This is a genomic window from Reyranella sp., assembly GCF_004296935.1.
GTDB lineage: Bacteria > Pseudomonadota > Alphaproteobacteria > Reyranellales > Reyranellaceae > Reyranella.
The window spans coordinates 64367-86688 of record NZ_SCVH01000160.1 but is presented as its reverse complement, the minus strand read 5'-3'; the positions used below and the strand labels follow the sequence as shown (position 1 = coordinate 86688).

The following is a 22322-nucleotide window of genomic DNA, read 5'->3' as shown; positions in this document are numbered from 1 at the left end:
GGTTCAGCGGAGCGGTTCGAGGATGCTCACGTAGTTGGCGACGGCGGCGCCGCCCATGTTGAACACGCCGCCGATTTTCGCCTTGGGCAGCTGCAGGCCTTCGGGCGCGCTGCCCGAGAGCTGCATGGCCGACATCACATGCATTGAAACACCTGTCGCGCCGACGGGATGGCCCTTGGCTTTGAGGCCGCCCGAGACATTGACCGGCAGCTTGCCGTCGCGCTCGACCCAGCCTTCGAGGATCGCGCGTTCGCCTTCGCCCGGAGCGGTGAGGCCCATGGCTTCGTATTCGATCAGCTCGGCCGAGGTGAAGCAGTCATGGCTTTCGACGAACGAGAGATCGAGCAGGTCGAGCTTGGCCGAGGCCAGCGCCCGCTTCCAGGCAAGCTGCGGGCCCTCGAACTTGATGATGTCGCGCCTGCTCATGGGCAGGAAGTCGTTGACGTGCTCGGTGGCGCGGAAGGCGATGGCGTGCTTGAGGCCGAGCGCGGTCTGCACGTCGGCCAGCACGACGGCGGCGGCGCCGTCGGTGACGGGCGAGCAGTCGGTGCGCTTGAGCGGACCCGCCACGAACGGATTCTTCTCCGAGGGCGTGCGGCAGAAGTCGTAGGCGAACTCCTTCTGGAAGTGTGCGTAGGGATTCTTGGAGCCGTTCTTGTGCGCCTTCACGGCGATCCGGGCGAGCGCATCGGACTTGTCGCCGTAGCGCTGGAAATAGGCCGAGGTGATCTTGCCGAAGATGCCGGCGAAGCCCGCCTCGATATTGGCCTCCTCGGCTACGTAGCTGGCCTTGATCAGAACCTCGCCCGCCTGGGCGCTGTTGAGCTCGGTCATCTTCTCGACGCCGACCACCAGCACGAAGCGCGCCTTGCCGGCGGCCAGCGAGTTGAGTCCCATGTGGATGGCGGCCGAACCGGTGGCGCAGGCGTTCTCGACGCGCGTCGAGGGCTTGAAGCGGAGATCCGGGTGGGCCTGCAGGGCCAGCGAGGAGTGGAACTCCTGGCGCACGAAGCCGCCGTTCATGTTGCCGACGTAGATCACGTCGACGTCCTTCGGTTCGATGCCGGCGTGGGCGATCGCCTCGGTGGCGGCCTTCACCACCAGCGATTCACTGGTTTCCCCGTCCAGCTTGCCGAACTTGCCGTGGGACCATCCGACGATGCAGGCTGTCATTGCCAATCTCCTCGATTTGCAGTGAATTTAGGGCGTCGCGGGAAGGGCGCAAGTCCGCCTCAATTCGGCCGCCCGCGTGGCGTCTGCTAGAACACCATTGATCTTCCGACGAGCCCTCCCGAGGAGCCATGTCCGACCCCGCATCGCAAGAACGCCCCGTCCAGGAACAGGCGCGCCCCCGCTGGCCGCTGATCCTCGGCGGCCTGGTGGGCGGCTTCCTGCTGGTGGCCGTCGGCCTCGGCCTGGGCTGGTACCTCTTTTACCGCCCGATCGTGAACGTGGCGGTGCAGCTCCCCGCGCCGCCGGCGCCGCCCGCTCCGCCGGGCCCCGACGCCGCCCAGGTCAAGGCGCTGGAAGACCAGATCGAGAAGCAGAAGGCCGCCAACAAGCAGATCGAGGACCAGATCGCGGCCCTGAAGGACCGGCTGCGGGCCGACGTTTGCACGGCCAAGGATCCGCAAGGCAAGCCGGCTGCGGGTCAAAAGCTCTAGGCGCGTCGTTCGCAGTCTCTGCGCGGCAAAAGAATCATTGCCCAACACAAGGCGTAGCTTCACTCTCCCCTGAATACTCAAGGACGAGTATGGACGGGGGAGCGTGACACTGGCTGTCGATAAATTGCTTCGGCCGATGATGGTCATCGCCGCCGCGCTCCTGGCTGGCGCCTGTGACCTCCGGCGTTCCGCTGTCCTCGATCCCAAGGGGCCGATCGCGCTCGCCGAGCGCGACCTCCTGTTCGACGCCTTCTTCGTGATGATGCTGGTCGTCGTTCCGGTCATCGTGCTCACTCTCGCATTCGCGTGGCGGTATCGCGCTTCCAATACCAAGGCCGCCTACGCCCCCAAATGGGCCGAGTCGCTGCGGCTCGACGCCTTCGTCTGGCTGGTGCCGGCCGTGATCGTGATCGCCGTCGCCGTCCTGGTGTGGCGCAGCACCCACAAGCTCGACCCCTACCGGCCGATCGATGCCGCCGTGCCGCCGCTCGAGGTCCAGGTGGTGGCGCAGGACTGGAAGTGGCTGTTCATCTATCCCGACCAGGGCATCGCCGTCGTCAACCAGCTCGCCTTCCCCAGCGGCCGGCCGGTCAGCCTGCGGATCACCTCCGACACGGTGATGAACTCGTTCTACGTGCCGCAGCTCGCTGGCCAGATCTACGCCATGGCCGGCATGCAGACGCGCCTGCAGCTGTTGGCCGACCAGCCGGGCAAGTTCGTCGGGCGCAACAGCATGTACAGTGGTGGCGGCTTTTCCGACCAGTTCTTCGAGGTCCTCTCGCTCGGCCCGGCGGATTTCGACGTCTGGGTGGCCAAGGCCAGGCAGGCGCCGGCAAAGCTGGATGCGCCGACCTACACCGCGCTCACCGCCAAGAGCCGGCTGCATCCCATCACCTATTATTCGGCGGTCGAGCCCAGGCTGTTCGACTCGATCATCGCCAAATACACCCACGCCCACCACGCGCCAGCCGCCGGCACGCCCGTCGGCGCCGCGCCGCGGAGATAGACCGATGTTCGGCAGACTGACGATCGAGGCACTGCCGCTCTACAGCGCCATCGCGGCGGGTGGGGCGGCGGTCACGGTGGGCGGCGCGCTGCTGGTCGCCATCGTCATCACCTGGCTGGGCGCCTGGCGCTATCTCTGGACCGACTGGCTGACCAGCGTCGACCACAAGCGCATCGGCGTCATGTACATCGTGCTGGCGCTGATCATGCTGCTGCGTGGGTTCGTCGACGCCATCATGATGCGGGCCCAGCAGGCCATGGCGCTCAATTCCGGCGGCTACCTGCCGCCCGAGCATTTCGACCAGATCTTCAGCTCGCACGGCACCATCATGATCTTCTTCATGGCGATGCCCTTCATGACCGGGCTGATCAACATCATCGTGCCGCTGCAGATCGGCACCCGCGACGTGGCTTTTCCGTTCCTGAATTCGCTCAGCCTCTGGCTGACCGCCTCGGGCGCAGGTCTCGTCATGCTCTCGCTGGTGATCGGCAAGTTCTCGACCGCGGGCTGGACAGGCTATCCGCCCTATTCGGGCGTCGAGGCCAACCCCGGCGTCGGCGTCGACTACTGGATCTGGGCAATCCTGATCAGCGGCGTCGGCTCGACGCTCTCCGGCATCAACTTCATCGTCACCATCCTGAAGCGGCGCGCTCCCGGCATGACCCTGATGCGCATGACGCCGTTCGTATGGACGGCGCTCTGCGCCTCGGTGCTGATGGCCTTCGCCTTCCCGGCGCTCACCGTGGCCTGCGGCCTGCTGGCGCTCGACCGCACCTTCGGCATGCATTTCTTCACCAATGCCCACGGCGGCAACATGATGAACTACCCCAACCTGTTCTGGATCTGGGGTCATCCGGAGGTCTACATCCTGATCCTGCCGGCCTTCGGCATCTTCTCCGAGGTCGTGTCGACCTTCTCGCGGAAGCGTCTGTTCGGCTACGAATCGCTGGTCTATGCGACGGCCGCGATCGCCATCCTGTCGTTCACCGTCTGGCTGCACCATTTCTTCACCATGGGCTCCAGCGCCAACGTCAATGCCTTCTTCGGCATCACCACCATGATCATCGCCGTGCCGACCGGCGTGAAGGTTTTCAACTGGCTGCTCACCATGTATCGCGGCCGCATCGACTTCCATCCGTCGATGATGTGGACCATCGGCTTCATGGTGACCTTCGTGATCGGCGGCATGACCGGGGTGCTGCTGGCCATCCCGTCGGCCGACTTCCTGATGCACAACACGACCTTCCTGGTCGCGCACTTCCACAACATGATCATCCCCGGCGTGCTGTTCGGCTACCTCGCCGGCTACATGTACTGGTTTCCCAAGGCCTTCGGCTTCGCGCTCGACCGCAAGTGGGGGCTGGCGTCGTTCTGGTGCTGGATGATCGGCTTTTACCTGGCGTTCATGCCGCTCTACCTCCTGGGCTTCAAGGGCATGCCGCGCCGCATGGAGCAGTACAACGACCCGTCGTGGCAGCCCTACCTGATGGTGGCGGCCTCGGGCGCCTTCGTCGTCCTGCTCGGCATCGCGGCCATGGTGATGCAGCTCTATGTCAGCGTCCGCGACCGGAAGAAGACGGCCGACGTCACCGGCGATCCGTTCGACGGCCGCACGCTCGAATGGGCGACCTCCTCGCCGCCGCCGGCCTACAATTTCGCCGTGCTGCCGGAGGTCCGCGACCGCGAAGCCTTCCTCGACATGAAGGAGCGCGGTGTCGAGCGGCAGCGGCCGGCGGCCTACGAGGACATCCACATGCCCAGGAACTCGATGGTGGGCGTCGCCATGGGCGCCTTCGCCTTCGCGTTCGGCTTCGCCATGATCTGGCATATCTGGTGGCTGGCGGCGGCCTGCGGGCTCGCCATGTGGGTCGCCATGATCGCGCGCTCCTCCGATGACGACGCCGAATTCAGGATCTCCGCCGCCGAGGTGAAGCAGATCGAGGATGCGCGCTTCCGCGCCCTCGGGAGCCAAGCGGGACGCCGGGCATGAGCGCCGCCGTAACCGCTCACGAGAGCGAAGCCGCCGCCACCCACGAGCAGCGGGCCTTCGGCTTCTGGCTCTACCTGATGGGCGATGCCGTGATCTTCGCGCTCCTGTTCGCGACTTACGTCATCATGGTCAAGAACACGGCCGGCGGGCCCGGCGGCAAGGATCTGTTCGACCTCAGGAACGCCGGGATCGAGACCGCGCTGCTGCTGGTCTCGAGCACCACCTTCGGCCTCGCTTCGCTCTGCTCGAAGACCGGCAACCGCGGCGCGGTGCTGGCCTGGCTGCTGGTCACCTTCGTGCTGGGCGCAGGTTTCGTTTTCCTGGAACTGCGCGAGTTCGCCGGCATGATCAGGATCGGCGCCGGCCCCGACCGCAGCGGCTTTCTCTCCGCCTTCTTCACCCTGGTCGGCACCCACGGCCTGCACGTCAGCGTCGGCCTCACCTGGATCCTGATCCTGTGCGGCCAGGTGATGCTGAAGGGCCTGTCGGTGCCCGTGACCTCGCGCCTGTTCCGCCTCGGCCTGTTCTGGCACTTCCTCGACATCGCCTGGGTCGGCATCTTCTCGATCGTCTATCTGCCGGGGCTGCTGTGATGGAACACCCGAACTCCGAGCACGGTCTGCGTTCCTACCTGATCGGCTTCGTGCTCGCCGTCGTGCTGACGGCCATTCCCTTCTATGTCGTCATCACCCACGCGCTGCCGCCGGGGCGCACGCTGCTGGTGATCGGTATCGCGGCGGTGCTGCAGATCCTGGTCCACCTCAGGTTCTTCCTGCACCTCAACTTCACCTCGACGCCCAAGGAAAACCTGCTCGCCATCGTCTTCACCGCCGTGCTGATCTTCATCATGGTGGGCGGCAGCTTCTGGATCATGTTCGACCTGCACCAGCGCATGGCGATCTAGCCGCCACAAGTTTTGACGGGAGCGTTCGGGGGTATCCTCGTGCTGAGGAGCGAGCCCGGCGCATTCATATGCGCCTTAAGCGAGCGTCTCGAAGCATCGGCTCCAGGCCCGTCGGTTGCCCACCCTTCGAGACGGTGCTTCGCGCCTCCTCAGGGTGAGGAGTGCTTGTTCTCCGAAGAAGCGCCCGAAGTTTTCTAAAATTCCTATGTCGTTCATATGCCGCCGGGCCGCCGGCCGGCTCGAATTCCTATGCGCCAAGGGCCTTCTATGCCGGCGAAGGAGAGTTCCATGCTCGATGTCCTGTTCTTCGGCGGCGGCTTCGCCCTGTTCGGCCTGCTGATCGCCTACGAACGCCTGTGCCACAGGATCTGAGGCTCCCATGATCCTCGATTATGTCCTGGGCGGCGCGCTGGTCGCGATCCTGCTCGCCTATCTCACGGTCGCGCTGGCGCGCCCGGAAAAATTCTAAGGGAATCCCGAGGTTGCCATGACCTTCAACGGCTGGGTGCAGATCGCCCTCTTCGTCGCGATCCTGCTCGTCCTCACGCGACCGCTCGGCGGCTATCTCAGCCGCGTCCTGGAAGGGCAACGCACCTTCATGTCGCCGGTGCTGCTGCCGGTCGAACGCGGCTTCTATCGCCTGGCCGGCATCGATCCCGCCGAGGACCAGAGCTGGTGGGTCTACTGCCGCGCCATGCTGGTCTTCCACATCGTGGGCTTCGCGTTCCTCTATCTGCTGCTCCGCCTGCAGGCTGTCCTGCCGCTCAATCCGCAGGACATGTCGGCAATCCCGTCCGATCTGTCCTTCAACACGGCGGTCAGCTTCCTCACCAACACCAACTGGCAGTCCTACGGCGGTGAATCGACCATGAGCTACCTGTCGCAGATGGCAGGCCTCACGGTTCAGAATTTCCTGAGCGCCGCTACCGGCATCGCGCTGGCCATGGCCTTCATCCGCGGCTTCGCCCGCGCCAATGCCAAGGGCATCGGCAACTTCTGGGCCGACCTGGTGCGGGTCACGCTCTACGTCCTGTTGCCGTTCTGCATCGTCCTCACCCTGTTCTATGTCTGGCAGGGCGTGCCGCAGAATCTCGGCGCCTATGTCGAGGCGACGACGCTTGAGGGCGCCAAGCAGACCATCGCCCAGGGTCCGGTGGCTTCGCAGCTCGCGATCAAGATGCTGGGCACCAATGGCGGTGGCTTCTTCAACGCCAACTCGGCGCACCCCTACGAGAATCCGACAGCGCTCGCCAACCTCGTGCAGATGCTGTCCATCTTCGTGATCGGTGCGGCGCTCACCAACGTGTTCGGCCGTGCCGTCGGCGCCGAACGCCAGGGCTGGGCGATCCTGGCCGCCATGGGCGTGCTGTTCATCGTCGGCGTCTTCGTCGCCTACTGGGCGGAGGCCGGCGGCAACCCGCTGCTGGCGGCGCTCGGCGTCGACAATGCGCAGGGCAACATGGAAGGCAAGGAGGTGCGCTTCGGGGCGCCGCTGTCGGCGCTCTTCGCCGTGATCACCACGGCAGCGTCCTGTGGCGCGGTCAATGCCATGCACGACAGCTTCATGCCGCTGGGCGGCATGATCCCGCTGGTCAACATGCTGCTGGGCGAGATCATCATCGGCGGCGTCGGCGCCGGCCTCTACGGCATCCTGCTGTTCGCCATCCTGGCCATCTTCCTGGCCGGCCTGATGGTGGGGCGCACGCCGGAGTATGTTGGCAAGAAGATCGAGGCGCGCGACGTCAAGTTCACCATGCTGGCGATCCTCTGCCTGCCGCTGGCCATCCTGGGCTTCACGGGGCTGGCGGTCGTGCTGCCCGTGGGCCTCGCCGGACCGGCCAACGCCGGCCCGCATGGGTTCAGCGAGATCTTCTATGCCTTCACTTCGGCCGCCGCCAACAACGGCAGCGCCTTCGCGGGGTTGACGGCCAACACTCTCTTCTACAATTCGACGCTCGGCGTCGCGATGATCGTCGGCCGCTTCGCCATCATCGTGCCGATGCTGGCGGTGGCCGGTTCGTTGGCGGCCAAGCGCAAGTCCGCCGTCTCGCTCGGAACCTTCCCGACCGACGGCCCGCTGTTCGTCGGCCTGCTGGTCGGCGCCATCCTGATCGTGGGTGGCCTCACCTTCCTGCCGGCGCTCGCGCTGGGCCCGATCGCGGAACATTTCGCGATGCTGGCCGGCACGCTGTTCTAAGAGGCACCCTCATGAGCACACGTGACAAGTCGCAGTCGATGTTCGACTCGGCGATCCTGAAGCCCGCCCTGGTGGCAAGCGTCGTCAAGCTGCACCCGCGGGAACTGATGAAGAACCCGGTGATGTTCACCGTCGAGCTGGTGGCGCTGGTCGCCACCGTGCTGATGGTGCGCGACATCGCCGTGGGCGCGCCGGACATCGGCTTCGAGATCCAGATCGTCACCTGGCTCTGGGTGACGCTCCTGTTCGCCACCTTCGCCGAGGCCGTGGCCGAAGGCCGCGGCAAGGCCCAGGCGGAAACGCTGCACCGCATGCGCAGCGAGACGATTGCCAAGGTCCTGGTGGGCGTCAGCGACATCTTCGAGCCGGTGCGCGCCAACGCCCTCAAGGTCGGTCAGGTGGTGCTTGTCGAGGCCGGCGACATCGTGCCGGCTGACGGCGAGATCATCGAAGGCGTCGCCACCATCGACGAATCGGCGATCACCGGCGAGTCGGCCCCGGTCATCCGCGAGGCGGGCGGCGACCGCTCGGCCGTGACCGGCGGCACCAAGGTGCTGTCGGATCGCATCAAGGTCCGGATCACGGCGGAGGAGGGGTCGAGCTTCCTCGACCGCATGATCGCGCTGGTCGAGGGTGCCTCACGCCAGAAGACGCCCAACGAGCTGGCGCTGAACGTCCTGCTGGCCGGCCTCACCCTCATCTTCGTGCTGGCGGTGGTCACAATCCCGAGCTTCGCCGCTTATGCCGGCGGCTCGGTCTCGGTGATCGTGCTGATCGCGCTGTTCGTGACGCTGATCCCCACCACCATCGGCGCGCTGCTGTCGGCCATCGGCATTGCCGGCATGAGCCGCCTGGTGCGCTTCAACGTGCTGGCCACGTCCGGGCGCGCCGTCGAGGCGGCAGGCGATGTCGACACCCTGCTGCTCGACAAGACCGGCACCATCACGCTCGGCAACCGCCACGCCACGCAGTTCATCCCGGTGAGCGGTGTCGACGAGAACGAGTTGGCCAAAGTCGCCCAGCTCGCCAGCCTGGCCGACGAGACGCCCGAGGGCCGCTCGATCGTGGTCCTCGCCAAGGACAAGTACGGCCTGCGCATCATCGGCACGGCCGAGATCAAGGGACAGTTCGTGCCCTTCACCGCCCAGACCCGCATGAGCGGCGTCGATGTCGACGGCACGGTGATCCGCAAGGGCGCGGTCGATGCGGTGGTGGCCCATGCGCGCTCGATGGGCGCCACGCCGCCGATGGAGGAGATCGAGCGCATCGCGAGCTACATCGCCAAGGAGGGCGGCACGCCGCTCGCCGTGTCGCGCAACGGCCAGGTGCTGGGCATCGTCTACCTCAAGGACGTGGTGAAGGGCGGCATCCGCGAGCGCTTCGCCGAACTCCGCCGCATGGGCATCCGCACCATGATGATCACCGGCGACAATCCGCAGACCGCCGCCGCCATCGCGGCCGAAGCGGGGGTCGACGATTTCCTGGCCCAGGCCACGCCGGAAGCCAAGCTGCGCCTTATCCGTGCGGAACAGACCGGCGGCCGGCTGGTGGCGATGTGCGGTGACGGCACCAACGACGCGCCGGCGCTTGCCCAGGCCGACGTCGGCGTCGCCATGCACACGGGTACAAATGCCGCGCGCGAGGCCGGCAACATGGTCGACCTCGACAGCGATCCGACCAAGCTGATCGAGATCGTGGGCATCGGAAAGCAGCTGCTGATGACCCGCGGCGCGCTCACGACCTTCTCGGTCGCCAACGACGTGGCGAAATATTTCGCCATCATTCCGGCCATGTTCATCGCCTTCTATCCGCAGCTGGGCGTGCTGAACGTCATGCAGCTCGCCACGCCCGAGAGCGCCATCCTGTCGGCGATCATCTTCAATGCGCTGATCATCGTGGCGCTGATTCCGCTGGCGCTGCGCGGCGTAAAATACCGGCCCAGCAGCGCGGCCGCGCTGCTGCGCCGCAACCTGCTGGTCTACGGCGTCGGCGGCCTGATCGTTCCCTTCGTCGGCATCAAGCTGATCGACATCATCGTCGCCGCCACCGGCCTTGCCTGAGGATAAAGTCATGCTTCGCCATATCAGAGCTTCGCTCGTCATCCTCTTGTCGATGACGGTTCTTCTGGGTCTCGCCTATCCGCTGGCCCTGACCGGGGTGTCGCGCGCGCTCTTCCCCGCCCAGGCCGCGGGCTCGCTGATCGGGCAGGACGGCAAAGTCGTAGGCTCGTCGCTGATCGGGCAGAACTTCACGTCCGATCGCTACTTCCACGGCCGGCCGTCGGCCACGACCGATGCCGACCCGAACGACGCCACCAAGACCGTGCCGGCGCCTTACAATGCCGCCAACTCGGCCGGCTCCAACCTGGGTCCGACCTCCAAGGCGCTGGTCGACCGCGTCCGGGAGGATGTGGGCAAGCTGGGCGGAGCCGCGGACAGGCCGGTGCCCGTCGATCTCGTCACGACCTCGGGCAGCGGCCTCGATCCGCACATTTCGCCGGCCGCCGCGGCCTGGCAGGTGGCGGCCGTCGCCAAGGCGCGCAACCTGCCCGAAGCCGAGGTCCTGAAGCTGGTGGCGCAAAACACCGAAGGGCGTGTCTTCGGTGTCCTGGGGGAGCCCAGGGTCAATGTCCTCAAGCTCAATCTCGCCCTCGACGCGCTGCCGAAGCGGTGACAATGATCGGGCCCCATGGCCGGCTCGATTGAAGACTCCCGCCCGTCGCCCGACGCGCTGCTGAAGGCGGTGGAAAAGGAGTCGCGCGGCAAGCACAAGATCTTCCTGGGCGCCGCCCCCGGCGTCGGCAAGACCTGGGAGATGCTGTCGACTGCCCGGCGCCGCAAGCTCGAGGGCATCGACGTCGTCGTGGGCGTGGTCGAAACGCACGGGCGCGCCGAGACCGAGGCGCAGCTCGCCGGTCTTGAAATCCTGCCGCGCCGGCGCACGGACTACAAAGGTCGCGTGCTCGAGGAGATGGATATCGACGCCATACTGGCGCGCCGGCCGGCCCTGGTGCTGGTCGATGAGCTCGCCCACACCAACGCCGAAGGCAGCCGGCACCCCAAGCGCTATCTCGACGTTGAGGAGCTTCTGGCAGCCGGGATCGACGTCTATTCCACCCTCAATGTGCAGCACATCGAGAGCCTGAACGACGTGATTGCGCGCATCACGCGTATCCGCGTCCGCGAGACCGTGCCGGACCGCATCGTCGACACCGCCGACGAGGTCGAACTGATCGATCTGACGCCGGCCGACCTGATCGCGCGGCTGGGTGAAGGCAAGGTCTATGTCCGCGAGCAGGCCCAGCGCGCCGTGCGACGCTACTTCTCGCCGGGCAACCTGACGGCGCTGCGCGAACTGGCGCTCAGGCGGACGGCCGAGCGGGTTGACGACCAGATGCTGAGCTATATGCGCGAGCATGCCATCACCGGCCCGTGGGCGGCCGGCGAGCGGGTGATCGTGTGCCTCGATCCGAGCCCGGGCGCCGCCAATGCCGTGCGCGCCGCCAAGCGCACCGCCGACAGCCTCGACGCCGAGCTGATCGCGCTCTATGTCGAGACCGAGCGCCACGCCGGCCTCAGCGACGCCGAGCACGCCTGCCTCGGCGAGACCATGCGGCTGGCGACACAGCTCGGCGCCGAGGTCGCGACGGTGCCCGGGCGCTCGGTGGTCGAGGAGATCCTGGCCTTTGCCCGTGCGCGCAACGTCACGCGGGTGATCGTCGGAAAGTCGCAACGCTCGCGCTGGTTCGAGTTGACCCACGGCTCGGTGGTCGACGAGCTGGTGCGCAGTGGCTCGGGGCTCGTCGTCGAGGTGGCGCCCTCGGCCGAGGGACCAACTCCCGCCGGCCCGACCGACTGGCTGCTGGGCGCGCCGCGGCAGATCGGGCCCTACCTAGAGGGCGTCCTGATGACCGCTGTCGCGACCGCGGTTGGCAAGGCGATCGATAGCCTTATCGACCTGCCCAACATCTCGCTGGTCTTCGTGGTGCCGGTGCTGGTGGCGGCGGTACGGCACGGCCTGGTCCCGTCGCTCTGGGTCTCCGGGTTGAGCGTGCTGGCCTACAACTTCTTCTTCATCCCGCCGCTCTACCTGTTCACGATCTCGGATCCCGCCAATGTCGTGGCGCTGTTCTTCTTCATGGTGGTGGCGGTCGTGGCCAGCGCGCTCGCCGTCCGGACGCGCACTCAGACGGAATCGGCGCGGCGCGAGGCCCGCACGACGGCCGAACTCTACGCCTTCAGCCGCAAGATCGCCGGCGTCATCGAACTCGACGATCTGCTGTGGATCGTGGTCACGCATCTGGCCCGCCTGCTCAAGGCGGAGGTCGTCATCCTGATGCCGGAGCAGCAGAAGCTGGCCACGCGTGCGGCCTTTCCGCCGGATAGCGAGCTGAACGAAGCCGATCTCGCCGCCGCGCGCTGGTCGTGGGACGCCGACCGGCCGGCCGGTCGCGGCACCGACACGCTGCCGGGTGGACGCTGGCTGTTCGTGCCGATCCGCACCAGCCGCTCGGCCGTCGCCATCATCGGCGTGCTGCCGCTGAAGGAGGGCAGCGAACTGTCGGCGGGCGAGCGCCGCCTGCTTGAGGCGGTGGGCAACCAGGCCGCCGTCGCGGTCGAGCGCGTGACCCTGGCGAAGGATATCGACCAGGCGCGCCTCGGCGCAGAACGCGAGCGATTGCGCTCGGCCATGTTGACCTCTGTTTCGCACGACCTGCGCACGCCGCTGGCCTCGATCATCGGCTCCCTGTCGAGCCTGCGCAGCTACGGCACGCGCTACGACGCGGCGACGCGCGAGGAACTGCTGGGCACGGCATTGGGCGAGGCCGAGCGGCTCGACCGCTTCGTCGGCAACCTTCTGGACATGACCCGCCTCGATGCCGGCGCTGTCACCCCGAAGCGCGAGGCCGTCGAGGTCGGCGACCTCGTCTCCACCACCTTGCGCCGCGTCCAGCCGCTGCTGAAGGACCATGTCATCGTCAGCATCGTGCCCTCAGGCCTGCCCTCCCTGTCGCTCGACTTCGTGCTGGCCGAACAGGTGCTGTTCAATCTGCTCGACAACGCAGCCAAGTACGCGCCGGCCGGCGGCCGCATCGAGGTCGAGGCCCGGCGGGCGGGGGCCCGAGTAGAAATCATCGTGCGCGATGAAGGACCCGGCATCGCTGCAGGCGATCTCGACCGGATCTTCGACAAGTTCTATCGCGCCCACGAGGGCGACCGCCGCCTCGCCGGCACCGGCCTCGGGCTCGCTATCGCCAAGGGCTTCGTCGAAGTCCAGGGCGGCACGATCACGGTGCGCAACCGGGGCGACCGCAGTGGCGCGGAGTTCGTCGTGAGCTATCCTGCTGGCTGACATGACGAGTTGGGCATGACGGGCGACGCTGCGCTGATCCTGATCGTCGAGGACGAACCGCCGATCCGCCGGCTGTTGCGCACGACGCTGGCCGCCCATGACTATCGCACCCTGGAGGCCGCGACCGGTGCCGAGGCGCTCGCGGCGCTGCGCCATCACCGCCCCGATCTCGTGCTGCTGGATCTCGGCCTGCCCGACATCGACGGCCTGTCGCTGATCGGCCAGATCCGGGCCAAGGGACCGGTTCCGATCGTGGTGCTGTCGAGCCGCGGCGACGAGGCGGCCAAGGTGGCGGCGCTCGATTCGGGTGCCGACGACTACGTCACCAAGCCGTTCGGCGCCGATGAGCTGATGGCCAGGCTGCGCGCCGCGCTACGCCACCGCCTGCAGCAGCAGGGCGCCGAGCGGGGTTTCACCAGCGACGATCTCAGCGTCGATCTGGTGCGCCGGCTGGTGCGGCGCGGCGCCGAGGACATCAAGCTTTCGCCCAAGGAATACGACATTCTGGAGCAGCTCGTGATCCATGCCGGCAAGGTGCTGACGCACAAGCACCTGCTGCGCGAGGTCTGGCGCGATGAGTCGGTCGATCCGCAATATCTGCGCGTCTATGTTCGCCAGCTCCGCCAGAAAATCGAGGCCGACCCGTCCTCGCCGCGCCACGTCCTCACCGAGCCCGGCGTCGGCTATCGCCTCGTTTGAAAGGCGGTAGCCGACGCCAAGGCCTACTTCGCCACCTTCGCGCCGGTGGCGACGTTGAGGACGGAGCCGTCCTCCAGGCTGAGGCGATAGATTTCGCGCAGCACATTGCCGGCGAAGCCAAGCTCGACGATCGACACCGTCTTGAAGGCGGTCGGGATGCCGTCCGGCAGGATCTGGTTGAATTCCACCGCGGTCTGGTTGAACGCCGCCTGGATCTCCGGCGTGAACTTGGCCATGGAATAGACCAGCGTGTTGTGCGGATTGTGCGGGCGCAGTTCCTTGCCGTCCTTCACGGTGTTGAGGCCGCTGACGCCGACGGTCTGCACCAGTTCCTTGGCGGCGTCGCTCATGACGGCGTAGACCGGCCCGGTCACGCGTGGCAACGGACCGTCGCGTAGCGGTGTCAGCGTCGTGGTGGCGATGGTGTTGAACGCCATCATGGTCTCGAAGCTGGCGCCTTCCTTCACGATGCCGAGGTCGAGCCACCAGGGGTGGCCGGCGCCCTTGGCGGCCTCGGTCGTGTAGAAGGTCTTGAGCGTCACGTTCAGGACCGGCGGCAGCTTGGGCATGGCCTTGAGCATCTTCTCGGGCGTCGTCGGGTCGGGATTGTGGATGTGCAGGACGGTGACGTGCGGGATGTTGAAGCGGAGCGCCTCGTCGATCAGCTTGGCGTTCAGCAGCTTTTCCCGCAGCAGCCCGCCGATGGTGAGGCCGAGCTTGTCGTTGACCTCCTGGGGCAGAGTGTAGACCAGGCCGAAGGTGCGCTTGTGCTCACGGAAGGCGGGCGAAGCGAGCGCGCTGTTGTCGACCGCGCCTTGCGCGACAGCCGGATGAACGGCAAGCAGCGTCGTGGCCGAAACGGCGATCGCCGCCAGGCAGTGGGAAAACTTAGAGTTCATGGGGTCCCCTTTACGTGGATTGTCGACGGCATTCCTTTGCAATCTACGTGCCCGATGTGACGGAGATGTGAGGGGATTGTTGCCGGCCGGATGCCAGCGCTGCCAGCAACCCTAAGTTTGCAAGTTCAGCAGGTTTTTGGCTATATTTCTGATATCGTCGCGCCGACGTGCATCTGCTGCGCTGGTCGCCCGGGCACTTGCCCGGCGCGGCCTTTTTCATGGTGCCAGCGACGATGGAATTTTCAGACAGGTCCGCCAATCGGACCTGCGTTGAAAAGAATCGTCCGGTTCAAGCGGGCCGGTTATTTGTGAATTTCCGGACGGACAGATTCTGGACAACTCGTGTCCAGAAAATCGCCGTCGCGCAGTCCTAGAAAATGCAGTCCGCGCGTGCGGCCGGCGGGATAGGATCGGCCGGCATGTCGAGACGGCAGTGATAGTCGAAGGTGGCCCGGTAAGGTGCTGCGATGCGTGCCTTGGCCTGGATGGGAAGAACGAAGCGGCCGCCGCGCCGGTCGATCTGCTGGCGGCCGTAGCCGATGCTGGTGCCGTCGGCGAAATAGGCAGTGAAGATCGAATGTCCGGCCGACGATGTGAACTCCACGACCAGGATGGTGCCATCCAGGCATTCGAAGCGGGGACCGCTGCGCAGGAGGCCGGTTTCCGTGGTCTTTTCCGAGGGGCCGGAGATCGTCCAATGCGAGGTCGAGGCCGTCTTCCAAGTCTCCGCCTTCAGGACACCGCAGGCGAGCGCACTCGGGATCTGGGCATTCATGGTCTGGCCACTCTTGGCTTGACCGTACGCCGGTCCTGCGAGGACCGCCGTCAGCAGCAGCAGGCCGGCACGTCTCACTTGGGCAAAGCGTCCAGCGCCTTCTTGGCGTCGGCGTCGTTCTGGGCGGCGGCCTGCTGCAGCCAGGTCCTGGCCTTGGCCGTGTCGGCGGCGAGGCCGGCGCCGCCCCTGGCGAACAGGAGGCCGAGCTTGCGCTGCGCTTCGGCCACGCCGGCAAGTGCTGCGCGCTCGTACCAATCGGCGGCACGGGCGCCCTCGGGCGTAAAGCCGCCACGGGCGGGCTGGGTCAGCGGATCGTAGAAGGTGGCGAGTTCGAGCTGGGCCGCGGTATTGCCTTGCTCGGCCGCGCGCCGGAACACCAGGAAGGCCGAGGCGGTGTCGCCCGCCTTCAGCCACTCGCGGCCCTTGGCCAGCATGGCCTCCGGCGCCGGCGCGGGCTTGGTCGCGAGATAGTCGGCCACCGTGTCGCGGACGGACTTCTTCGGCGGCCCCGTAGTGGGTGTCGTCGGCGGTGGCGGCGCAGTTGCCACGACGTCCTGCGGATGCAGCTTGAAGTAATAATAGTAGCCGTAGCCTGCGCCGCCCACGATCAGAAGCAGGATCAGGACGACGGCCCAGTTGGGCAGGCCGGAGCGCGGCGTCACCGCGGGAGCAGGATCGCGGGCCGCGCGCAAATCGGGCGCGGACGGCGGCAGCTCGAAGGGCGGCGGCAGGGCTTCGGGCGCCGGTTCGGCCGGCTGTGCCGGCTGCATCCGGCGCAGCCGCACCGTGTCGTCGTAGGTGCCGCTCGCGCCAGCGGCGCCCGAGGTCAACATGGTGGGCCAGGCGACTACGGTGGTGCCGACGACGCCGATATCGGGCTCCTTCACCCGGAGCCGGATGGTGGCGATGCCGGCCAGGCGATCGCAGATCTCGGGGCCAAGATGGAATTCCATGACGTCGCCCTTGCGCGTGACCTCGTCGGGCATGAGCCAGGCTTCGGTGCGCCGCCAGCCGTCGTCGGCGAGATGCGTGTCCGGGCCCTGCTGGCGCTGGATCGAAAGCGCCAGGCCTTCGGGGACGGCGTCGAGTTCGCTCAGGCGCAGGACGGCGTGGCCCGGCTCAGGAAGAGGGACGACGGACGCGCGGACCGGCATGGCGGCGCCGATCAGGCGGGCACGGCGCGCAGGATGGCGCCAAGGCGGTCGTTCTGTTCCGCCGTGATCTCGCGACCGCCCTCGTAGCCGACATTGTCCATGGCGAGCTGCAGGAAGGCGCGCATCCAGTCCTTGCAGTAGTCGGCGTAGATCGGCGCCGGGTCCTCGCTCAACATCGGTGCACCATCGGCTGCCGGCGGCGGACTCTGGAAGACGCGCCGCACGGGTGCATTGGGCGGCAGGCCGGGCCGCTGCTCGAGCGGCAGGCGGTCGAAACCGAGCGCGCTGATGTAGCCGTTGAGGGACGAGGCGGCGGTGCGCACCTGGCGCTCGGCGATCTCCTCCCACTTGGCGTTGGCGGCGTTCTCCAGGGAGCGCACCTCCAGCGAAAGCTGGTCGATCAGTTTTAGGCGATGGGCGCCCACCACCAGCTCGTCGATCATCCAGCCGAGGTGCTGGCGGTCGACGCCGAAATGCGACAGCGCCTTCTCGTCGGCACCGACGCGGCGCATGTTCTCCAACCAGTATTCGGCGGCCTCGCGGGCGAAGCGCTCGGCGCGGTCCTCCAGCACGCCGGACGGCGGCGGCGCGCTGCGGTCGGCGTCGTCACCGAACACGTCGGCGAAGATGGCACCGAGATCGACGGCGGCGCCGGTCGACTGCGCCACCCCGCCGCCGGCCTTGCCACCCGCCTTGCCGTTGCCGGCCGCCTGATCGTCGGAGGGCCGCGCGGTGGCGATGCGGAAGTAGATGTCGCGCAGCGCGGTGTCGGCGATCTGCAGCGCGCCCACCAACTCACCGAAGAGCTGCTGCTGGATGCAGGTCGCGAGGCCACGCAGCACGGTGTGCACGAGGTCACGCTTCTTGGCGCGGGCATCGCCGTCGGAGGCGCTGTGGAAGCCGGCGAGGCGGTCGACCAGGCGGCGGACCTGGATCTCGAGCTGGCCGCGCACCTGGGCGCGCTTGATGGCCGGGTCGCAGACCGGGATCAGGCTCTTCACCAGGTAGGCGACACCGCCGTCGTTGGCGCGGAAGGCCTCGTCCCAGGCGCGGGCGGGATCGGCGAAGTGGCGCCGTACGTCCTCGTTCTCGACGAAGTGGCGGCGGAGCTCACCGGCGCGCGACGAGAAGGCCTCGGCGATGCCGGTCTCGCGGCCGTCGTCGTAGTCCATCAGCCGCTCGTCGATCACGGTCGGATTGCGCAGCCAGAAGCTGTTGTCGAACGGCTTGCCGTTCCAGTTGAGCGGCCACTCGCCACGGAAATTATTGACCAGCGAATTACCGAGCCGGGCGCTCCACCTGAGGCGGCGAGACTCCTCGGTCTCGCCGGCCTTCTGCTCGAACTCGCGGTCCATCTTGGTCAGCACCAGGAACAGCGCGTTCTTCTGCCGGGCGCGGTCGGCCGGCGTGGCGCCGATCGTCTGGTCGATCCAGGCCGTCATCATGTCCGAGAGGTCGCGGACCTCCTGGTTGCCGTCGGGGATGCAGAGCAGGATGGCGCTGAGCTCGCGTTCGGCCGAATAGCGCTGGAACAGATAGGCGACCTTGCCGCGCAGCAGCAGCTCGCGCAGCGGGTTGGCGCCCTCGGCCACGCCCTTGGTCTTGGCGACGTCGTCGAGGTTGGCGAGCTTCAGCCGCGAACGGGCGCCGGGGAAGTCGAGCAGATCGGTGTGGTCGAAGAAGTCCCACGGCTTCTCGTCGATGGCGACGTTGAGTTCGGCGGTGAGCGCGCAGACCAGCGAGCGCGGCAGCTGGGCGTCGGCCGAGCTGCGGCCGTCGACCTGCTTGGGCCGCACCAGCAGCGGGTCGTCGGAATCGGCGCCCAGGCGGTCGAGTGTGAGGACGTCGACGATGCTCTTCTCGCGCGGGACCAGCGCGTCCATGCCGAGCAGCGCCTCAGGCGCGAAGGCCAGCTTCTGCAGGCCGTCGTAGAGCGTGAGATAGAGATCGGTGAAGGGCTGGAAGTCGTACCACAGCACCGACCACAGCCGGGCGCGGTCGTGTCCCGAGAGGCGCGGCGCGAGATCGATCGTCTCGCGCCAGTAGTCGGTGCGCAGCTCGGCGGTGACGCCGGCAAAGAAGGTGTCGAAATACTCGATCACGTCGAGCACGTCGTCAGAATCGAGATCGCCCACCGGGGTCGGATGCGCCTTGGCGCGAAGCTCGGCCAGGCGCTTGCGGATGGCGGCGCCGTCGGGCCCCTCGAACTCGGCCTTCTGGTGGTCGAAGTCGAGCAGGAAGGAGTTGCCCAGGATCTTCACGATGTCGGTCTGGGTCAGCAGCCGCACGCGCACCGGGAAGTCGGGCGCGCCGTCGCTGAGGCCAAGGCCGAAGCGGGTGACGAGGCCGGTCGACTCGCGGTTGCCCGGCGGATTGATCTCGCGCAGGAAGTCGTAGGTCTTGTCGGCGAAGCGCGCCTGCAGCGGGCGGCCGTCGCGGCTGGCCAGGATCGACACCAGGTAGGACTTGCCGGCCTGGCTGGGACCGAAGACGCCGACGCACATCCGGCGGCGGGCGGCGCGCGCCAGCTTGCGGCTCTGGTTGCGGACCTTCTGCAGTTCGCTGATCAGCGACGGCGCCTGCTGCGCCACGGTCGGCGACTGCGCCGCGGCACCCTTCAGCCACGCCACGCCTTCGCCGGCGGCGACGGCCAGCGATTCGCAGTCCTGGGCCAGTTTGAGATCGACGGTGTCCATTTTCCCTAACCCGTCTTCAGCATGCCGGTGTCGAGCCAGTAGCCCTCACGGCGCGGCAACGTTTGCAGGCGGAGCGTCAGGCGATCGAGCGCCACGGCTCGGCCGTCGCGGTTGGTGATCTGGCGCAGGCGGAAGCGCTCGACGTCACCGGAATCCTTGTCCTTGGGCTTCACCCGGGCGAGTGCGATGTTGAAGGGCGTCTCGCGGGCATGGCGCTCGGCATACTCCGGCTTGGCGAATTCCAGCGCATAGAGCCGTGCCGCCGGCCAGCGCGCGAGATCGAGTTGCCGGGCGCCCAGCCACATGGGGCCGCGGAACTCGAAGCCGATTTCCGGCAGCTCGTAGTCGCGATTGTCGAGATCGACATCGCGGTAGACGAGGTCTTCCTTCTGCAGCCGTCCGCCACCGTCGAGCTTGCCGATGAACTTGGCGATGCTCTTGGAGCGCAGCAGGTCGGAGCGGAATGAGAAGTCGGGCAACTGCGACTGGGCGAGCGCAGCGATCATCGCGCCCACCGCCACCGTGGTCTTGGGGTCTTCGACCCTGAGGCGTGCGTCGCGGAACGGATACCAGGCACCGACACGGTACTCGTGCAGCGAGATCACCCGCTCCGGCGGCAGCGGCAGCAGTTCCATCACCAGGGAGCGGATGCCGGGCAGGCGCGAGGGCCGGCCGGAGAGCAGCAGGATGTCGCAATCGTAGGCGTGGACGACCTCGGCGAGCGGCGCCAGCACGCGCGCCATCTCGGCCCGTACGGTCTTGTCGAGGTTGGGCAGGTCGACCGGGAAGATCACGGCCTTCAAATCGAAGTCCTTGGCGCCGCGTTTGCGTGCCGCCTCGTTGACAAAGGTCACGACCTCGGCCGACGGTTTGGCGCCCTCGGAGAAAAACGAATCGTAAGTCCTGGGCTCCGCGGCGACGACGCCCGAGGTGGGGTCGTAGGTCTCGGCGGCGCGCAGGAATTCCAGTGCCACCGGATGGGCGATCTGGAGTGCGAACTGCTGGCGCAGATTGCGATGGATCACGTCCTCGCCGCCACGGTCGCCGCCCACCAGTTCGGCCATCAGGTCGGCGGGGTTGCCGATGCCGGCGGCCCGCAGCGCCGCCTCGATCGGCGGCAGCACGTGGCCCTGCACGACGCGCAGCAGGATGTCGTCGCCCGCCACGTTGAAGCCCTCGCGGAACTTCTGCTCCGGGAACAGCGTCACCGAGGTGCCGGCACCCTCCAGGCGGTAGGAATTGATGATCAGGTCGGTCGTGCCGCCGCCGACGTCGATGCTGGCGATGCTGAGCGTCTCGTCGGCCGGGCGGCCGCGCGGCTTGCGGGCGATCTGGAAGAAGCGCCGCGCGTCGCCGCCGAAATTGCGCGCGACCTCGGTATAGAGATAGACGAGCTGGGTGCAGCTTGCCTCGTCCCAGTCGGTCAGCACGCGCGGCGCCGGCGCTGCGGGATCGTCGAGCTTCCAGCCCATCATCATCCAGACGAGATCGCGCGCAGCCTCGGCGCGCTTGCGGAAGATCAGGCGTTCGGCCAGTGGCATGCCGGTGGGAAGCGTGAGCACGATGCGGCGCAGCCGTCGCGGCGTCTCGGCATGGGCCCGCCGTCCGCGCTGCTGCGGTGAGTTCATCAAGGTGAGCGCCTGCAGCAGGACCTCGGACAGTACAAAGGTCATCACCGAGGAGCGTGAATAAAGCGGCTCGAAGACCGGCAGATGGTCGGCCGAATCGGCGTCGGCCTCGATCAGATGCAGCGGCTCGCCCTTCTGGTTGACGAGCTGCGCCATCGGGCCGGCGGCTGCCGGCATCGGCGTCTGGTCCTGGGCGTAGGCGACGTTGAAGCGCCATTCGCGGGTCTGCGGCTCCTCGTCCCACAGATAGCGCTTGGGACTCGACATGCCGGTATTGCCTTCGGTGCCGCGCCGGCGGGCGGCAAGCCGCGTCGCCTCGGGTCCCACGCGGGTCATGGTCGGCCAGACAAAAGCGTCGGCCCGGCCCCCCAAGCGCGAGAGATGATTCTTGCCGAACCAGGCCTGGGCGAACTCGACGCGCGATTCGAACGGCTTGGTGTGGACGCTCTCGGGGTGCGAGAGATCGCGCAGCGCCAGTTCGTAGGAATCGTTCAGATTGACGCCGACATCGCCTGCCGCCTCGATCAGGAGGCCGCAGGTGCGCGAGTTGCCGACGTCGAGGACGAGGTCGACCTCGATCGCGCCGCGGCCCGGCCGCTCGGCATCGCCCACAAGCTTGATCGGCGGAAAGTGCGCCGCCGCGGCCAGCAGGCCGAGGAAGGCGAGATAGCGCGCCGTCGCTTCCTGCGGCTTCTGTTTGATGTCGGCGTCGATTTCCTCGAGCGTGGCGCGCGGATGCAGCTCGCGGAACAGCTCCTCCAGCCACTGGCTCATCCAGCCCTGGCGCAGCAGCCAGTGATTGGCGCGCTGCTGAGGCGCCAACGCAAACAGCGCGCCCGAGGTCACGTCCTTGGGCGAGGGCGCGAGATAGGCGCGACCTTCGGCCTCGGCGATCAGGCCGGTGTCGAAGGCGAGGACGGCGCGGTAGCGGTTGCCCTGCTCGTCGCGGTAGCCCGCGCCATAGCGGGCCTCGAGATCGACCACACGCACGCGTGCCCAGTCGGCCGGGCCTTCGCGGAACTGGCTGTTGGGCCGGACCTGCAGGAATGGCACCGGCACCCATTTGTCGAGAAAGGGCGCGAGGGCATCCTTGGCCGTCACGACGAGGTTCGGTTCGGCGGCACGGCGTCGTCCGGCTTCGACGACCTCGTACTGGCCGCGGCCCTCGTCGAAATCGAGCTGTACCAGGTCGTCGACCGCCTGGGTGGCGGCGGCATCGTGGAAACCCCACTCGCGCACCTTGAGGCGCACGGGGTCGAAGCCGAAATCGAGAAACTGAATGCCGGAACGGGCGATCAGGGTCGTCGGGCTGGGGTAGCTTGGGAGGCGGGCAAGGTCGCTCATGTCATGCTTTTTCG

17 protein-coding genes are annotated in these 22322 nt (G+C 67.2%); 11 read left to right on the top strand and 6 right to left on the bottom strand.

Going from position 1 to position 22322, the window contains the following annotated elements:
- Positions 1 to 3: 3 nt before the first annotated feature.
- Positions 4 to 1173 (bottom strand): acetyl-CoA acetyltransferase, encoded by a 1170-nt coding sequence (locus EPO55_RS23515; protein WP_296339842.1) that lies wholly within the window; start codon positions 1171 to 1173, stop codon positions 4 to 6.
- A gap of 128 nt (positions 1174 to 1301) precedes the next feature.
- On the opposite strand from EPO55_RS23515, the gene EPO55_RS23510 reads away from it, so the two are divergent.
- The 11 genes from EPO55_RS23510 to EPO55_RS23460 all read left to right on the top strand — a co-directional run bounded on the left by EPO55_RS23510 (position 1302) and on the right by EPO55_RS23460 (position 13812).
- On the top strand, positions 1302 to 1664 hold the full coding sequence (locus EPO55_RS23510) for a hypothetical protein (protein ID WP_296339841.1): 363 nt from the start codon (positions 1302 to 1304) through the stop codon (positions 1662 to 1664).
- A 103-nt stretch (positions 1665 to 1767) separates the two neighbouring features.
- Positions 1768 to 2670 (top strand): ubiquinol oxidase subunit II, encoded by a 903-nt coding sequence (gene cyoA, locus EPO55_RS23505; protein ID WP_296339840.1) that lies wholly within the window; start codon positions 1768 to 1770, stop codon positions 2668 to 2670.
- Positions 2671 to 2674: 4 nt separating this feature from the next.
- Positions 2675 to 4660 carry a cytochrome o ubiquinol oxidase subunit I gene (cyoB, locus tag EPO55_RS23500; protein WP_296339839.1) on the top strand — a complete coding sequence of 662 codons (1986 nt, stop codon included), beginning with the start codon at positions 2675 to 2677 and terminating at the stop codon, positions 4658 to 4660.
- Positions 4657 to 5253: a cytochrome o ubiquinol oxidase subunit III gene (gene cyoC / locus EPO55_RS23495; RefSeq protein ID WP_296339837.1), complete on the top strand. Its 597-nt coding sequence runs from the start codon at positions 4657 to 4659 to the stop codon at positions 5251 to 5253. The genes cyoB and cyoC overlap by 4 nt, the downstream gene beginning before the upstream one ends.
- Positions 5253 to 5564 carry a cytochrome o ubiquinol oxidase subunit IV gene (cyoD, locus tag EPO55_RS23490; RefSeq protein WP_296339835.1) on the top strand — a complete coding sequence of 104 codons (312 nt, stop codon included), beginning with the start codon at positions 5253 to 5255 and terminating at the stop codon, positions 5562 to 5564. Before cyoC ends, cyoD begins: the two co-directional genes overlap by 1 nt.
- Positions 5565 to 5943: 379 nt before the next feature.
- The gene (kdpF, locus tag EPO55_RS23485) at positions 5944 to 6033 is read left to right on the top strand and encodes a K(+)-transporting ATPase subunit F (RefSeq protein WP_296339833.1); all 90 of its coding nucleotides are present in this window, start codon (positions 5944 to 5946) and stop codon (positions 6031 to 6033) included.
- A gap of 18 nt (positions 6034 to 6051) precedes the next feature.
- Complete coding sequence (gene kdpA / locus EPO55_RS23480) at positions 6052 to 7761, top strand: potassium-transporting ATPase subunit KdpA (RefSeq protein ID WP_296339831.1); 1710 nt, start codon at positions 6052 to 6054, stop codon at positions 7759 to 7761.
- 11 nt (positions 7762 to 7772) lie between these two features.
- Positions 7773 to 9821, top strand: coding sequence for a potassium-transporting ATPase subunit KdpB (gene kdpB / locus EPO55_RS23475; protein WP_296339830.1), 2049 nt, complete (start codon positions 7773 to 7775; stop codon positions 9819 to 9821).
- Positions 9822 to 9831: 10 nt separating this feature from the next.
- Positions 9832 to 10434, top strand: coding sequence for a K(+)-transporting ATPase subunit C (locus EPO55_RS23470; RefSeq protein ID WP_296339828.1), 603 nt, complete (start codon positions 9832 to 9834; stop codon positions 10432 to 10434).
- 15 nt (positions 10435 to 10449) lie between these two features.
- Positions 10450 to 13113, top strand: a complete 2664-nt coding sequence (locus tag EPO55_RS23465) for a sensor histidine kinase KdpD (protein ID WP_296339826.1) — start codon at positions 10450 to 10452, stop codon at positions 13111 to 13113.
- A gap of 15 nt (positions 13114 to 13128) precedes the next feature.
- Complete coding sequence (locus EPO55_RS23460; protein ID WP_296339825.1) at positions 13129 to 13812, top strand: response regulator; 684 nt, start codon at positions 13129 to 13131, stop codon at positions 13810 to 13812.
- A 23-nt stretch (positions 13813 to 13835) separates the two neighbouring features.
- On the opposite strand, the gene EPO55_RS23455 is transcribed toward EPO55_RS23460, so the two are convergent.
- The 5 genes from EPO55_RS23455 to EPO55_RS23435 form a co-directional block, all read right to left on the bottom strand.
- Positions 13836 to 14711, bottom strand: coding sequence for a hypothetical protein (locus EPO55_RS23455; RefSeq protein ID WP_296339822.1), 876 nt, complete (start codon positions 14709 to 14711; stop codon positions 13836 to 13838).
- 370 nt (positions 14712 to 15081) lie between these two features.
- Entirely contained in the window at positions 15082 to 15564 is a 483-nt protein-coding gene (locus EPO55_RS23450) for a hypothetical protein (RefSeq protein WP_296339821.1), read from the bottom strand.
- Positions 15561 to 16640 carry a hypothetical protein gene (locus EPO55_RS23445; protein WP_296339820.1) on the bottom strand — a complete coding sequence of 360 codons (1080 nt, stop codon included), beginning with the start codon at positions 16638 to 16640 and terminating at the stop codon, positions 15561 to 15563. Before EPO55_RS23445 ends, EPO55_RS23450 begins: the two co-directional genes overlap by 4 nt.
- An 11-nt stretch (positions 16641 to 16651) precedes the next feature.
- Positions 16652 to 19336 carry a virulence factor SrfC family protein gene (locus EPO55_RS23440; RefSeq protein WP_296339819.1) on the bottom strand — a complete coding sequence of 895 codons (2685 nt, stop codon included), beginning with the start codon at positions 19334 to 19336 and terminating at the stop codon, positions 16652 to 16654.
- 5 nt (positions 19337 to 19341) lie between these two features.
- On the bottom strand, positions 19342 to 22308 hold the full coding sequence (locus EPO55_RS23435; protein ID WP_296339817.1) for a virulence factor SrfB: 2967 nt from the start codon (positions 22306 to 22308) through the stop codon (positions 19342 to 19344).
- Between the last annotated feature and the right edge of the window lie 14 nt (positions 22309 to 22322).